The 14842-nt window shown below is 51.5% G+C and carries 14 protein-coding genes; 8 read left to right on the top strand and 6 right to left on the bottom strand.

Annotated elements, in window-relative coordinates; translation table 11 throughout:
• Positions 1 to 87: 87 nt before the first annotated feature.
• Positions 88 to 1812 carry an ABC transporter ATP-binding protein gene (locus tag BN3277_RS12600; RefSeq protein ID WP_059043191.1) on the top strand — a complete coding sequence of 575 codons (1725 nt, stop codon included), beginning with the start codon at positions 88 to 90 and terminating at the stop codon, positions 1810 to 1812.
• A gap of 60 nt (positions 1813 to 1872) precedes the next feature.
• Here BN3277_RS12600 and BN3277_RS12595 read toward each other — a convergent pair whose 3' ends face one another.
• Positions 1873 to 2691 carry a GNAT family N-acetyltransferase gene (locus tag BN3277_RS12595; RefSeq protein ID WP_059043189.1) on the bottom strand — a complete coding sequence of 273 codons (819 nt, stop codon included), beginning with the start codon at positions 2689 to 2691 and terminating at the stop codon, positions 1873 to 1875.
• 175 nt (positions 2692 to 2866) lie between these two features.
• Between BN3277_RS12595 and BN3277_RS12590 the strand changes: the two genes are divergently transcribed.
• Positions 2867 to 3643, top strand: coding sequence for an ABC transporter ATP-binding protein (locus BN3277_RS12590; RefSeq protein WP_059043186.1), 777 nt, complete (start codon positions 2867 to 2869; stop codon positions 3641 to 3643).
• Positions 3644 to 3646: 3 nt separating this feature from the next.
• Here the strand turns inward: BN3277_RS12590 and BN3277_RS12585 are convergent, their stop codons facing one another.
• From BN3277_RS12585 to BN3277_RS12570, 4 genes are read right to left on the bottom strand one after another with little or no spacing between them, the layout of a single operon-like run.
• On the bottom strand, positions 3647 to 4774 hold the full coding sequence (locus BN3277_RS12585) for a GerAB/ArcD/ProY family transporter (protein ID WP_059043185.1): 1128 nt from the start codon (positions 4772 to 4774) through the stop codon (positions 3647 to 3649).
• A gap of 25 nt (positions 4775 to 4799) precedes the next feature.
• Positions 4800 to 5015 (bottom strand): hypothetical protein, encoded by a 216-nt coding sequence (locus BN3277_RS12580; RefSeq protein WP_059043183.1) that lies wholly within the window; start codon positions 5013 to 5015, stop codon positions 4800 to 4802.
• 12 nt (positions 5016 to 5027) lie between these two features.
• Positions 5028 to 6221: a Ger(x)C family spore germination protein gene (locus BN3277_RS12575; RefSeq protein ID WP_059043181.1), complete on the bottom strand. Its 1194-nt coding sequence runs from the start codon at positions 6219 to 6221 to the stop codon at positions 5028 to 5030.
• On the bottom strand, positions 6218 to 7813 hold the full coding sequence (locus BN3277_RS12570; RefSeq protein WP_059043179.1) for a spore germination protein: 1596 nt from the start codon (positions 7811 to 7813) through the stop codon (positions 6218 to 6220). Before BN3277_RS12570 ends, BN3277_RS12575 begins: the two co-directional genes overlap by 4 nt.
• 182 nt (positions 7814 to 7995) lie before the next feature.
• Between BN3277_RS12570 and BN3277_RS12565 the strand changes: the two genes are divergently transcribed.
• The 5 genes from BN3277_RS12565 (at position 7996) to BN3277_RS12550 (ending at position 13208) form a co-directional block, all read left to right on the top strand.
• Complete coding sequence (locus BN3277_RS12565) at positions 7996 to 9576, top strand: spore germination protein (RefSeq protein ID WP_082691445.1); 1581 nt, start codon at positions 7996 to 7998, stop codon at positions 9574 to 9576.
• Positions 9573 to 10679, top strand: a complete 1107-nt coding sequence (locus BN3277_RS12560; RefSeq protein WP_059043177.1) for a GerAB/ArcD/ProY family transporter — start codon at positions 9573 to 9575, stop codon at positions 10677 to 10679. The genes BN3277_RS12565 and BN3277_RS12560 overlap by 4 nt, the downstream gene beginning before the upstream one ends.
• Complete coding sequence (locus tag BN3277_RS12555) at positions 10672 to 11841, top strand: Ger(x)C family spore germination protein (RefSeq protein WP_082691444.1); 1170 nt, start codon at positions 10672 to 10674, stop codon at positions 11839 to 11841. The genes BN3277_RS12560 and BN3277_RS12555 overlap by 8 nt, the downstream gene beginning before the upstream one ends.
• 18 nt (positions 11842 to 11859) lie before the next feature.
• Complete coding sequence (locus BN3277_RS25780; RefSeq protein ID WP_187380072.1) at positions 11860 to 12006, top strand: hypothetical protein; 147 nt, start codon at positions 11860 to 11862, stop codon at positions 12004 to 12006.
• A 155-nt stretch (positions 12007 to 12161) separates the two neighbouring features.
• Positions 12162 to 13208: an HD-GYP domain-containing protein gene (locus BN3277_RS12550; RefSeq protein WP_059043173.1), complete on the top strand. Its 1047-nt coding sequence runs from the start codon at positions 12162 to 12164 to the stop codon at positions 13206 to 13208.
• 60 nt (positions 13209 to 13268) lie between these two features.
• Here BN3277_RS12550 and BN3277_RS12545 read toward each other — a convergent pair whose 3' ends face one another.
• A complete protein-coding gene (locus tag BN3277_RS12545) occupies positions 13269 to 13925 on the bottom strand; it encodes a L,D-transpeptidase family protein (protein WP_059043172.1) in 657 nt (218 codons plus the stop codon).
• A 217-nt stretch (positions 13926 to 14142) separates the two neighbouring features.
• Between BN3277_RS12545 and BN3277_RS12540 the strand changes: the two genes are divergently transcribed.
• Positions 14143 to 14841, top strand: coding sequence for a response regulator transcription factor (locus BN3277_RS12540; RefSeq protein WP_059043170.1), 699 nt, complete (start codon positions 14143 to 14145; stop codon positions 14839 to 14841).
• Position 14842 lies beyond the last annotated feature (1 nt).

Genomic DNA, 14842 nt, shown 5'->3' with positions numbered 1-14842 from the left:
CTTCAATTCATTCCGAAAATGTGGTAGTCTTTTCTGCAAACCCCCAAGCCTTAGGAGCTGCAAGATAGATAGGAGAGAGTTTTGAACATGTTACGTCGTTTTTTTTCGTATTACCGACCTTATAAACATTTGTTTATTCTTGATTTCGGCTGTGCGGTAGTGGCGGGTCTGCTGGAGCTGGGCTTCCCGATCGCCGTCAACCAGTTCGTGGACAAGCTGCTGCCGGGACGCGACTGGGCGCTGATCATCTGGGCTTCCGCCGCGCTGTTAGGCATCTATCTCCTCAACACGGCACTAAATTATATCGTGACCTACTGGGGCCATATGCTGGGGGTCAACATCGAAACCAATATGCGCAAAAAGATGTTCGATCACCTGCAGAAGCTGTCGTTCCGTTTCTATGACAACCATAAGACCGGACACCTGATGTCGCGGATTTCCAATGATCTCGACAATATCGGCGAAGTGGCGCATCACGGCCCAGAGGACATCTTTATCGCCGGAATGACCTTGATCGGCTCGTTCCTGCTGATGCTGGCGATCAACTGGAAGCTGGCGGTGCTGACATTCCTGGTCGTGCCGGTGTTGGTGTGGACGGCACTCTATTTTAACGGGAAAATGACCAAAACGTACCGCGGCCTGTTTTCTGCGCTGGCGGACTTCAATTCCCGGGTGGAGGAGAACATCGGCGGGATCCGTGTGGTGCAGGCTTTTGCGAACGAGCAGCACGAACAAAAGCTGTTCGAGGAGAACAACAATGCCTACCGCGCCACAAAGCTGTGGGCCTATAAAATTATGGCCGGGAGCTTGTCGATCAACTACATGCTCATGCGCCTCGTCTCGCTGTTCGTCATGGTGTGTGGGACCTGGTTCGTCATTCGCGGCGAATTGACGTACGGGGAGTTCGTTGGTTTTCTGTTGCTGGCGAATGTATTTATTCGGCCGATCGAGAAAATCAATGCGATTATCGAGAGCTATCCCAAGGGGATTGCCGGATTCAAACGATATTTGGAGATTATCGATACGGAGCCGGATGTGGCCGACGCGTCGGACGCGGTTGACGCTGGAGCCTTGAGGGGAGATATCCATTTCGACCAAATCTCCTTCGGGTATGAGGGTGCATCCCGCGTACTGGAGGAGGTTAGTCTGAAGATACGGGCCGGGGAAACGGTCGCCTTTGTTGGTCCGTCGGGTGCAGGCAAAACGACCTTGTGCAGCTTGCTCCCGCGTTTCTATGACGTAGATGCCGGAAGGATCACCATTGACGGGCGGGACATCCGCAGCATGACGCTGTCGTCCCTGCGGCGTAATATTGGCATCGTGCAGCAAGATGTGTATCTTTTCTCGGGGACGATTCGGGAGAACATCGCATACGGCCGGCTAGAGGCTACGGAAGCAGAGATTTGGGAGGCGGCGCGGCGCGCGCAGCTGGAGGACTTCATTCGCATGCAGCCGGAAGGATTGGAGACGGTCATTGGAGAACGCGGCGTCAAGCTGTCCGGCGGGCAAAAGCAACGGCTGGCGATCGCAAGGATGTTTCTGAAAAATCCACCGATCCTCATCCTTGATGAAGCGACATCTGCCTTGGATACCGAAACCGAGCTGGCGATCCAGCAATCGCTGGCTGAGCTGTCCGTCGGACGGACAACACTTGTCATCGCCCACCGGCTAGCCACGATTAAAAACGCCGACCGGATCGTCGTGGTAACGGAGGATGGGATCACGGAACAGGGCCGCCATCAGGAGCTGATTACTGCCGGAGGTCACTACAGCCGACTGCATCAGGCCCAGTTCGGGCATTTGGACGCCTAAATCAAGGAAGACCGCAGGAACCCTTTAAGATTGGGGAGCTTGCGGTCTTTTATTCGAAGATTATCGCAAAAAAGCGTAATAGTCCTGGGACCGACATACCCGAAAACCCGCCTGTTCGTAGAGCTTCATGGCATTGGGGTTGTTTAGCGCGACTTCCAGCCAGACGTCGAAACCCCCGGCTCGTTCACGATCAACAATCTGACGCAGGACCGTCCCACCGATGCCTTGGCCTCGACGGGATGCCGATACGACGAAACCGTAGATCCAAGCCTCCTGATTGCGGCGGGAAACGCGAATTTTACCTACAGCCTCGCCTTCGTAAACGAGCAGCTCGTTCTGACGGATCTCCTCCTCGGTTAACGGATCGTAGAACTGCTTTGTTTCCTCCGCAGTGAGGCCAAACCCCTCCTGGTCGAAGCGAGAGAGCAGCGGTCGGTCCATGCCCTCAGCTTGGCGAAGCGTGACCTGGACCCCATTAGGCGAGGATTCTACTCTAACTGAAGTCGGATCCTCGGCGTATTTCATCTGATATTCACTGAAGTCGAAACGGCAAGGATAGGCAGCAAGGAATGGTTTTGCCGTATCCGAATTGCCGGGAGCATTTAGAAGAATCGTGGAATACGAAACCACAGTAGCCGAGTTTAACCCGCGTTGCAGCAACGAGGTGAAAATGCCTTGTCGGCGATAAGCCGGGTGAACCATGCCGCAAACTTCCAGCGTGTTTCCAAACGGATACAATCCCAGGAAGGCCACCAATTTCCCCTCGCGAAACTCTACCAAATCTGCGGCACTCTCTTCCTTACGGGAGTGCAGGGTAATCCAATTTAGCTTCAAGGCGATTCCGTCATGCTGCTCTACGAGTTGTTGAAGGGCTTCCACATCAGCCCAAGTCCATGTTGGATTATTTATGATGCCTCAACTCCTTTCACTAGTATTCTAGCGGATCCAAAGGGAAATGGCACGAATTATCATCGACCGCCGGAGCTTGACAAACCGCGTTGACGGGGGTAGCTTGAGAGTACTGCAAACCTACTATTTTTCGGAGGTAAACGTGATGAACATCATTGAGATGAACCAGGTGACTTGGTACCGGGAAGGAAAAGCGGTTTTGAACGGTATAGATTGGACGGTTCGGGAAGGGGAGCACTGGGCGATGCTCGGCTTAAACGGCTCCGGTAAAACGACGCTGCTGAACATGATTAGCGGCTATCTCTGGCCGACATCCGGCGAAATCAGCGTGCTGGGTAACCGGTTTGGCGAGGTCGATTTGCGGGAGCTGCGCAAAACGATCGGATGGGTCAGTTCATCGATGCAATCCAAGCTGCATGGGGAACAGAAGGCCGAGGATCTTGTCGTCAGCGGCAAGTTTGCATCTATCGGACTCTACGAGAAGCCCCATACCGAGGATTATGACCGGGCCGCCGCTTTGATGCATCAGTTGCGCTGCAGCCATTTGCGGGGAAGAACCTATCAGACTTGCTCCCAGGGCGAACAGCAAAAGCTGTTGATCGCGCGGGCGTTGATGGCGTCACCGAAGCTGCTCATCTTGGACGAGGCGACCAACGGGCTGGATTTCATCTCCCGGGAAGGGCTGCTTGAGAGCATTGCGCAACTCGCCGCCGAACCAAACACACCTCATATGCTGTATGTGACGCACCATACCGAGGAAATCCTACCGATCTTTAGCCGTACCTTGTTGTTGCGGCGAGGCGAGGTGTATTCGCAAGGGAAGACGGACGAAGTGCTGAACGAGACGGGGTTGTCCGACTTCTTCGAAACACCGGTCGCCTTGCGTTGGAGCCAGGAACGCGCTTGGTTGTCGACGAAATAAGCCTTAACCCGCCGGGGTTCGCTCGGCGGGTTTTGTGGTTTTCGACCCCGATGATTTGCTGCGAATGGCCCCCATCAGCCAATATATAGCCGGAATGAGAAATTCGGCAATGTACATCAGCGGCGCACATTCCCAGGCTAGTAAATTGAAGATTTCCGGCGGGGTTCTGGCAATGGACAAGGAGAAGATGGAAACGAAAGCGACCACCGGCAAAGTGAAGGGCTTATGATCCTTCACGCCGGTCAGTTGAGCTAGACAAATGACAGCCGTAAATAGGATAAACGAGATTTTCACAAAGATGCTGGTCAACCACAAAATGATCAAGATCGGATCCATCGTTTCGATAAACGAGCCGACGCGAATGAAACGAACCAGCTCCATGTCCGGATACATGAGGTTGGCCCCCAGGTTGGGTCCAAACGTCAACAGAACCGGGATGAGATGCAGAATGATGAACAGCAGCGAGGTGCCGGTTGCCCAGAACAGGGAGTGGTAGACCTTTTTAGGTGTTTTCAAATAAGGGAAGAGCAGGAACAAGAAGGCCATCTCCCCAAAAATCGCGGTTGTTTCATAGATACTGGGCCCCATCTCTCTAAAAGATAAGTGAGTGAGCAAGGCGTTGAACATATCGAGCTCCATCTCTTGAAACCCGATAAACGGAATAAAGAAGAAGGCAACCGCAAAAATAAGAAAAAAGCCTTCTGCTGTCCGGAAAATCGTCGAGATGCCGCAGCGTACGGCGTAGGCAACGCAGGCTCCGAAGATGGCTACGACCGCCCAGCCTGGCGTACCGATCAAATACTCCGATAGCAAGAAGTCGGCGAGCTCTCTTAGATCAAGGGCCGCGAGAAAAAGATGGGTCAGCAGCAAATAAAGCATGAACAGGAGATGAAGCGGGCGGCCTACCAATTTGCTCCCGTATTGAACTAAAAACTCGTCGGGACGAGAAGAGCCGACCTTGTATGCCGGATAGGTCAACAACAGGCCAAGCAAGCCGCCCAGCAAGATGGCAACCGGTGTGGAATATTTGCTGCCGCCAATCAGCATCCCGGTATAAAAGGCGATGACCGTGGTGAAGATTTGCAAGCTGTAAAGTGAAAATATCTGATTTGATGTAATGTTCTTGAGCATGCTTACTGCCTCCTAGTGCCCCATATCAAAACGATCTACCGAGCATCGTCTCGCGCAAGTATTGGAACAGAATGGTGAGATTCCATTGTTCCTTCATATTAAATACGACTTCTGAAATAACTAAAAAACAGCCGGAGATGATCAGAACGATCATTCGGGTTTTAAGCCGGACCCCCTCCTTTTTCTGCATAAACCAGTCCGCCAGCATAATCAGCGCAAACAGGATTCCAATCCAGAACACGCCTATCCCTCGCTATCTATTGGTTTCATGAACGACTGAACGATATACACCACCTGTACGGTTTAACTTGATATCTACGTCGACCTCAATCGGCAGCTCTTTGGCGTAATAATTCTTCCATTGGTCCTGCATCGTGTGCCAAAATTTCGGATACCTCCAATCCAGGTACTGGCTCATGAGGAAAGCATCGGAACGGGCTTGACGAGTCTTGTTCAAGACGCTGATGAACTGCTCCTCCACCTGCTTGTTCAGAATCTCTTCCAGTTGCTGAAGGACCATGGGGTCTTTCAAGTCAATGTGTGAAAGCGAGGTTTCCACGAAAGCTTTGGCGTTGCTTTGAATCCGAAACGAAACCTGACCGCCCTGTACAACCGGTTCGATACCCGTCTTGATTCCTTCGATAAAAAAACTCATTTCCTTGTCATCGGTAGGGGAGGCGATGGTGACCGTCGTATTTTTGAGCTGGGAGCTGATCCAAAGCGCTGTTTGTTGCTCGGAGGGGTTAAGCTTGATCTTCGACATTTTTCCGCCGCTGAAGATCGCGGCGCCTCCCGAACCCATCCAACGATTCTTCTTGGGATCCTCCTGCGCGACTCCCGGGAGTTCCCCAAAGTTCAGCAGCGGGATCAGAATATCCCCGCCCTGGTATAAAGCCAGCTTGTAATCCTTGATCGTGGTGTCCAGCGTATAATGATTGTTCACGTATTTACGCAGGATGTCACTGAGAATGCGTTCAAACACCATCGGTGCCTTCGTAATTTCCTTGACATCGCCGGGCGTGATGAACAGACTGGCGCTCAGCCGAAAGGAAGGCTGGCGAAAGACAAATTCAACGACCTTGTCCAAACCTTGTTCCGCCTGTCTTCGGCCAATCACAATGATCCGGGTTTGACCGAAAGTAAGGTTTCGAGGCAAATCAACTTGGATCAAATTTAACGCTTGACTCAGGTTCTCCGCACGTCGGGTCACGAAGCTAAACGGATCACCCTGAGGTTGTCCCGTCCCGCCAGCCTCGCCCGGTATCATCCGGTTGGGCAGCGGAATTCCGACGGTCAATTCTGTTTGCCCGTCTTCCGTCATGTCGATCAGCACGGTGTTTACGAACGCCCGATTGTTAAGCTCCTGAGCGGACCAGCACCCGCCAACACCAATGAAGAGCAAGAAGACCAGCATGGCCGTTACGACAGCACGATGGGTTCTCGTCACTCCAGATCACCTTTCTCCTTTATCCAAGCCCGCGGATCAACGGTTTGGCGGACTTGGTTGTTCGTGAGCTGCACCGGGCGCTTATGCATTTTCCACCAGGGTGCACGAAGGAACGTATCACCCAAATCCTCAGTAACAAGCGGAGCGATTGGGGACAAGTAGGGGACCCCAAAGGATCTCAAATTCACCAAATGGATGTAAATCAGGATCATCCCGCAGGTGAGACCATACAAGCCAAACATCGAAGCCAAGATCATAATCGGAAAACGCAGCAGCCGGAAAGCGAGTCCCAAATCGAAATGGGGAATGATGAACGAAGCAATCCCCGTTAAAGATACGATTATCACCATCGCCGCCGAGACAATGCCGGCTTGAACCGCAGCGGTACCAATGATTAAAGCGCCGATAATGGATACAGCTTGTCCGATAGATTTCGGAATCCGGATTGAAGCCTCGCGAAGTGCTTCAAAGGCCAGTTCCATCGCAAAAGCTTCCCATAATGCCGGGAAGGGAACAATTTCGCGAGAAGCGGCGATCGTAATTAGAAGCTGGGCCGGAATCATCTCCGGATGAAACGTGGTTACCGCGATATATATCGAGGGAAGCGTTAAGGAAGCCATGACGAAAAAATAACGAATCCAGCGAATCCAATTCGCCGCGATATAACGCTGGTAGTAATCTTCGGCCGATTGCAGCAGCATGGGCAGCGTCACCGGGGCGACCAGTGCAATCGGTGAACCATCCACGAGAATGGCGATTCTCCCCTCCAGAAGCGCCGCGCTGACGACATCGGGACGTTCGGTGTACTGAATTTGCGGAAAAGGCGTGTAAGGGTTATCCTCGATGATTTCTTCCACGTAGGCCGAGCCGAGAACGCCGTCCATGTCGATGTAGGAAAGTCGCCGTTTCATTTCCTTCAACAGCTCAGGCTTACAAACGTCTTCGAGGTAAGCTATCACGATAGCGGATCGCGTATCCCGGCCTTTGTTGATCGCCGGCGTCTTGAAATGCTTGGTTTTGAGCCGGCGGCGAAGCATGGTCAGGTTTTTCTCCAAATCCTCAATAAAAGCTTCTCTCGAACCTCGAATGACGGATTCATTGGGAGCTTCGTCGATACCGCGCGTTGGGTAGGCCGAAATCGAGAAGGTTAACATCCGCTGATCCCCGTCGATTAACAGCAGCGCACCAGCGTTCAGAACGGCCTCAACCGCTTGATTTAAGTCATTGATGACCGTGGTTTGGGATACGCTTAACGCCTCGTCTTCAAACAGGAATTGATAAATATCTTTATCTTGCAGCTGCGCAGATTCTCGTTGCAGGCTGCGTACGATAAACTGCTGTGCCGTATCCTGCGCAATCATGCCGCGCACGTAAATCAAAGCACAGCGCTGACCCGAGCTGATCGTAAATTCCCGGTAGATCAGGTCCGAACTATCCTTGAGCTCCTGCTTTAGCCAATCCAGCCGCGTCGACAGGTCCTCGCCAAGGGCAGACCCCGGTGAATCCGTGCGGCCTTGGCGATTTTCCGGGGGCTTGCTTGCCGTTCTCCCTCCGGAGGCCTTCCGGCGTTGCAGCTTTCTGATGAAAGGCATGGAACCTCCTCCTTCCTCAACCGATGATTCCCAGTTAAGATGCGCGATGCGCAGGTAATTTATTCTTTTTCACAAACACGGAGCAAGGGGTTATGAAAAGGGAATGGAGATTATTTTCGGAGCAATTTGGTTATACAGGGTAACGACATCAGCGATGATCAGACAATTGGGGATGAGTCATAATGCCAAGATTTCTGTTCCGGAATCATAACAAACGTAGTCCGCTTCGCAAGGATGGGGTTAAACAAGGAGAAGCCAGCAGCTCTTCAGGAGATATTCCCGGCAGCGTTCATGAGGCGGTTGCGAATATCGTCCGCATTCTGGATGCCCCGGACGATTTGGTTACCCGATTTGTCAGTGGGGGAGACGGCATCCCTTCCTGTGCGATTGTATGCATCGCAGGCTTGTCGGATCTGAATATGATTAACGAACAGATCGTGTCCTCTCTGCAGCAGGCGTTCTCTGCGATTGGACATACCGAGAAGATGTCGGGGCAGGAGCTGTACGGTCTATTAAACAAGCAATTTTTGTCCGTTCAAAAATATAAAACCACCCGATCGCTCGACGACATTCTGGTCTCTGTGTTGTCGGGAGATGCCGCGCTGTTCATTGACGGACTAGACCAAGTGCTGTTGATTGGCAGCAAAAAATGGACGGGACGGAGCGTGGAGGAGCCGCAGACGGAAGCGTTGGTCCGCGGCCCGCGCGAAGGCTTTAACGAAAGCATTGAAACCAACCTCATTCTCTTGCGAAGAGCGATTCGCGATCCCAAGCTGCGATTTGACACGTACCGGGTTGGAGCCCGAGGCAAAAAAGAACTGGTGATCGCCTATATCGAGAACATCGTACATCCGGATCTGCTTCAAGAAGTCAAGCGGAGAGTGGAGACGATCGATATTGATGATGCCCCGGAGAGCGGAACGATTGAACAATTAATTCAGGACAGCTTTTTGTCTCCCTTCCCGCTGATTTTGCATACGGAGCGTCCGGATAAGGTCGCGTCCGCCATACTGCAGGGCAAGGTTGTAATCTTGCTGGACGGGACCCCGTTTGCGCTGATCATGCCAACTACGTTTGTTTCTTTGGTGCAATCCCCGGAGGACTATTATGAACGTTGGCTGATCGGATCTTTAATTCGTATCCTGCGATATATTGCGGTATTCATCTCCTTGACGTTCCCATCGCTTTATATCGCGCTGGTTTCCTTTCACCAGGGGATGATTCCTTCCAAGCTGGCTTTCTCGATCGCTGCAGCGCGGGAAGGGGTCCCCTTCCCGGCTGTCGTTGAGGCTTTTTTAATGGAATTGACATTGGAGCTGCTGCGCGAAGCCGGGGTTCGCTTGCCAAAGCCTATCGGGCAAACGATCGGGATTGTAGGCGGTCTGGTTATCGGCGAGGCCGCCGTACAGGCGGGAATCGTGAGTCCGATTATGGTCATCGTGGTGGCGGTGACGGCGGTCTCCTCCTTCGCGATTCCTTCTTACAGCGCGGGGATCGCCTTCCGAATCCTGCGGTTTATTACAATGATCACAGCATCGATGTTTGGCCTATACGGCATCATTCTGACGCTGATCATGATTTGCATCCACCTGTCCAGGCTGCAAAGCTTTGGGGTACCCTATCTAACCCCGCTGTCTCCCGGCTTCTCTCGCGATTGGCGGGATATGGTGATTCGGGCTCCATATACGATGCTGACGAAACGTCCGCAATTTATGCAAACCAAAGACGACTCCAGGATGGGGAATAGGAGGAGGGGGCCATGAAATCCTTTGAGTACGGGGATCGAGAAGTAGGAACCTATGAAGTGTTTGCCTCCGTCGCGAATATGGTCATTGGTTTTGGTGTATTGACCTTGCCCCGTTCCATCGTAGAAACGACGAGTTCGGTGGACGGGTGGATATCTATCTTCATCGGCGGTTTAGGTGCAATGCTGTTTACCTGGATCGTGGCCAAATTAGTGGCGCGATTTCCAAAACGGAACCTGCACGACATTGCCGGAGCGGTGATCGGGAAACCGTTGGCCTACCTGTTTACCGTGCTGTTCGCCGGTTATATGATGACTTTTGTCGCCTATGAAACGCGGGGCGTAGCAAGCATTTCTCGGCTTTACTTGTTTGATCGGACCCCGGTGGAAGTCATCTGTCTGGTTTTCTTGTTGGTACTCATTTATGCCGTGGCTGGACCCAGTGTCACGTTGTTTCGCTTGAACACCTTATTTTTGCCGATCGTGATCTTGTTGTTGTTCGTATTGTTTCTCATGAACATCAGTTTTTTTGAATTCGACCAGCTCATGCCGTTTTTCGTCACTGACTGGCAGGATCTAGTACTGGCTTCCAAAGAATCGGTGTTTTCTTTTATCGGGTTTGAGATATTACTGTTCTATAATACGATAATTAATCAGCCTAAAAAAATCGCAAAGGCCTCGATGCTGGGCATGCTGATTCCCCTTGTGGTTTACTTGCTCGTATTTTTTTTCACCATTGGTGTCTTTGGACCTGAGGTGACGGGCAACGTTCTTTATCCTACCGCGGAGCTGGCAAAACAGGTTGAGGTTCCCGGCGGCTTCTTCGAGCGGTTTGAATCGATCTTTTTTTCGGTATGGGTGCTCACTTTATTCAACACGGCTGCGATGGCTTTTGACGTGTCCTTGTTGGCTCTGGAGTCCGTATTTAAGAAGGCAAAACGTACGACATTGGCGTTTTGGCTTGCCCCATTCGTATTTTTGATCGTGATGCAGCCGCAAAATTTGATTGAAATTGAACTGTTCGGCGAATGGATCAGTTATGCCGGTATCGGGCTGGGTATGGTTTTTCCGGCCATTCTGTTATTATTGGCGATCATGCGGGGGGTGAAGGGACGTGCGTAGGGCTTGCCGTGGGTGGTTGATTGTGCTGTCCCTAGCCGTATTTACGACCGGTTGCTGGGACCGGGTTGAAATTGAGGAAAGAGGTTTTGTAGTTGGGGCCGGAATTGACCTTTCCCATGAGGAAGAAGCTGAAAAAGGCCAATTTACCTTGACATTCCAATTCGTGATTCCGGCGGGACTGCAGTCCAAAGATGGCGGAGGTAAAAATGGATCGACAAACGCCGCGTTTTTTAATCTGTCCTCCTCGGCGAGTACCATGTTTGCGGCGGCTCGGAATATGTCCTATATGACAAGCCGAAGCCCTTATTTACAGCATTTGCGCATAATCCTGATTTCCCAGGACCTGGCCGCCAGCGGCGAGCTTGCCACTACGCTGGATCTGTTCCTCCGCGATCATGAGATGCGACGTGCGACAAAAATCATGGTAACCGAAGGGGAAGCGCGCAACCTGCTGGATATGCATCCGAAAAACGAGAAGCTGCCGGTCATGTATTTTGAGTCCGCGTCGCTAAATCCGACCAAGAGCTCCCGAATTTATCCCCCGACCAATATCGGAGATGTTCAAGCGTATATTTTGTCCAAAAGCAGTTTTGTGCTGCCGAAAATGCGGAAACGAAACGAGGAAGTTGTTGTTTCCGGAGCCGCGCTGTTCGACGGCTCTCAGAAGCTAAAGGGATTCCTGAACGACGATGAAACGTCTGGGCTGAATATTTTGCGGGGCACCGCTCAGGACGGGGTTTTGGAGTTTCGGTTGAACGGTCATTTCATGGCCTACGAAATCAAAGGCTTACGACGAACCATTCAAGCGGATGTATCCAATCCGGAGCGGATCCGGTTCAACCTCCAGCTCGATATGGAGGGGAATATTGGGGAAACTCAGGAACCAATCGAACTGCTTGATCCTGGACAACTGGCAGAAATTGAAGAACGAATTGCGAAACAGTTAATCCAATTGACTTCAAGGACCCTTCAAAAGGTACAACAGGAATATGGGGTGGATGTTCTTGGACTAAAAGAGTTTCTGGCCCGCAACCATCACGGGGTTTGGGAAAGCATTAAGGATGATTGGGAGCAGGGGGATCAGTTGTTTACCCGCAGTGAGATCTCGGTAGATGTGCGCACCAAAGTTCGTATCGTTGGCTCAACGTTGGAAACGAATTGATTGAAGGAGGTTTTTTTCATGTGGGACGTCTTACTGGATCGGCTTCCCAATGCGAAGACATGGATCTGTGCGGGGCTGACAGCCGTCATTCCCTGGATCATTTATTCGATAAATCAGATGTTGCATCGATATGGAGATCCGCCATGGAAACGGAACGCCAAGTAAGGGCCTTTGGACCCGGATCGAGCAAGGAGGGCATCGGTATTCCCTCTCTTAAAACACGCCTTTAGGACTATTCAGGGCTTGCCGAATTTGCGCGATATTTATAGGTAAAGATAGAAATTTCGGCGTTTTGCGCAGATGAAGAAGGGAGGGGTCACATGAAAACTCACGTCATGGAGCTCCAGGAAGGGGATCGGCTGCGAACCGATGTGTTTAACCGGGCTGGTTTGCACGTGCTTCCTAAGGGAACGAGCATTCATACGGAGGAAATCGCCCTGTTGATTCGGCAGAGTATCGATTACGTCGATATCGAACTGCGTACAGGGGAAGAGGCCCAAAGTTCCGGGAACAACCTCAGCTTCACCCAGCGATTACGCGATAACTTTTATTTTACGGTAAAGGGTTATCAGGCGTTGTTCCTAGAGGCGCTCACGACAGGGAAATTCAATCAGGATATGGTGGAGCAGCATTTGGTTCCTATGCTTGAGGTGCTTGATCGGAATAAAGACGTCGTTTCCTTATTGATCACCTTTACGGAAGAGGATGTAAATATTTATAACCATTCCTTGCAGGTGGGCCTATTGTCCTACTATATCGCCACTTGGCTCGGATATTCGCCCAATGAATGTTACGATATCAGTAAAGCAGGTTACTTACACGATATCGGCAAGAGCCAGGTCCGCCAGTCCTTGCGTAATCGCGAGCAAGAGTTAACCGGGGAAGAACGGGAAGAGTTGAACCGCCATACCTCCTACGGTTATGAAATCATTCGCAAATCGTCGGGGGAAGAGGTGACGGCGCTCGTCGCACTACAGCATCATGAACGGGAAGACGGCTCCGGGTATCCGGCTGGCCTGCGAAAAGAGAAAATTCATCCTTATGCCGAGATTGTTGCGGTAGCTAATGAATACATAGCGATGACGACTCCCGATGCTTCGGGAACGCGGCGTGATCTCTTGTCCGTACTCAAAAGCATTTATAATCTGGGATTCGGCAAGCTGAACGAAAAGGCGGTTCAGGCGCTGACTTCCAATCTTCTGCCGAATTTCATCGGAAAGAAGGTTAAACTGAGCAACGGCGAGACGGCTACGATCGTATGGAACAACCCGTCTGATATTTTCAAACCGCTGGTGCAAATTGACGAGTGGCAATTTCGGGATTTGTCGAGAGAACGGCATATCGAATTAATGCAAGTGTTTGTGTAAGGCGAAAATAAACAACTCTAGGTCTCCAGTTTCGAAACCTAGGGTTGTTTTTTGTTGGAATTAATCGGTTAATCCCAGAGCCTGGTACACCCGATAAGATACGACACCATTAGGGATCAGCCCGTGATCACGTTGATAGTGGGTTAAGGCAACCGCGGTTGCCCGGTTGAACTTGCCGTTGCAATTCCCTTTGAAATAGCCTGCGCTCTTCAGCCGCGATTGAATCAATTGCACATCACCGCCCACATCCCCTTCGGCCAAATCACGCGGGTCGTGGTCCACGTCCCCAAGGAGATGCCCATAAATCGTCACCTTGGTTCCTAAAGGAATCAATTCATACAACTCCATAACGTCTCGATTCCGCATGCGGATGCAGCCATGACTGAGGTGCCTGCCGATCGAATCAGGCCGATTCGTGCCATGGATACCGTAATAGCCCCACGGCACATTTAGCCCCAGCCATCTTGGTCCAAAGGAAGGTCCCCAGTCTTTGCCTTTATAGGTCACCTGGTACTCTCCGACGGGAGTAGGCGTGGAGGGATTGCCTACGGCGACGGGGTAGGATTTATAGGGCTGCCCTTGAATTTTTACGGTCAGGCGGTGCTGCCGAGGGTAAACTTCAATCGAATAGATACTCTCCTCCGAGACGATCGGTAATGAAGGGGAAGCGCTGGCATTTGTAGACCAGGCAAGCGCTAGGAAGCAAACAAGCAACATAAGTATCAGGAAAGCTCTTGGGATTCTCTTAAAACTATGGTGGTTGATGTCCATGAATTCACCGTTTATCTGTATTATGATCGTGCATAATGACGGCACGATGGTTGATATCCGCAAGTAGTGTCTCCTGCGCCGGAGTGATTATGCGCACAAACTTTCCTGAGCGGCTGCGGACAGGTACAATAGGTGTCGAGGAATGTAAAAATTGGAGGCATGTATGGAGAAGACGAAAATCCTGATCATCGACGACGAAGCGGCCATTGCCGATTTGCTGGCTTACGGGTTGTCCAAGGAAGGGTTCGACATCCGGACCGCCGGAAACGGAGCGGACGGGCTGGAGCTCATGAAGACGTTCCGGCCGGATCTCTTGCTGCTGGACTGGATGCTGCCGGACCAAAGCGGGTTGGACATTTGCAAAAAAGTAACGGCGACGTACAATCTTCCGATCCTGATGATTACGGCAAAATCCGATATTACCGATAAAATTCTCGGTCTCGAATTCGGGGCGGATGACTATATTACGAAGCCCTTTGACCTGCGTGAGGTGGTCGCCCGAATCCGCACGATCCTTCGGCGGGTTCAGCCGGTCAGTGGGGGGATGGATTCTACCTCGCAAAGTGAGCGGATTCGTTTCAAGAATATCGAGGTCGTCGAAAGCGAAAGGCTCGTGCGCAAGGACGGAGAGCCGGTCGATTTAACCCCGAAAGAATTTGATCTGCTGCTGCGCCTGTATCATCATCGGGGCAAAATCTATACGCGCACAGAACTGCTTGATCTTGTATGGGGGTATGACTTTCCCGGCGATACGCGTACCGTCGACACGCACATCCAGCGATTGCGCAAAAAGCTCGACGCGGGTGATCTGATCACAACCGTATTTGGCATCGGTTATAAATTCGAGAAACAGGTGGACTAGG

Source organism: Paenibacillus rubinfantis (assembly GCF_001486505.1).
GTDB lineage: Bacteria > Bacillota > Bacilli > Paenibacillales > Paenibacillaceae > Fontibacillus > Fontibacillus rubinfantis.
The sequence above is the reverse complement of the archived record's forward strand: the minus strand, read 5'-3'. Positions and strand labels throughout refer to the sequence as shown.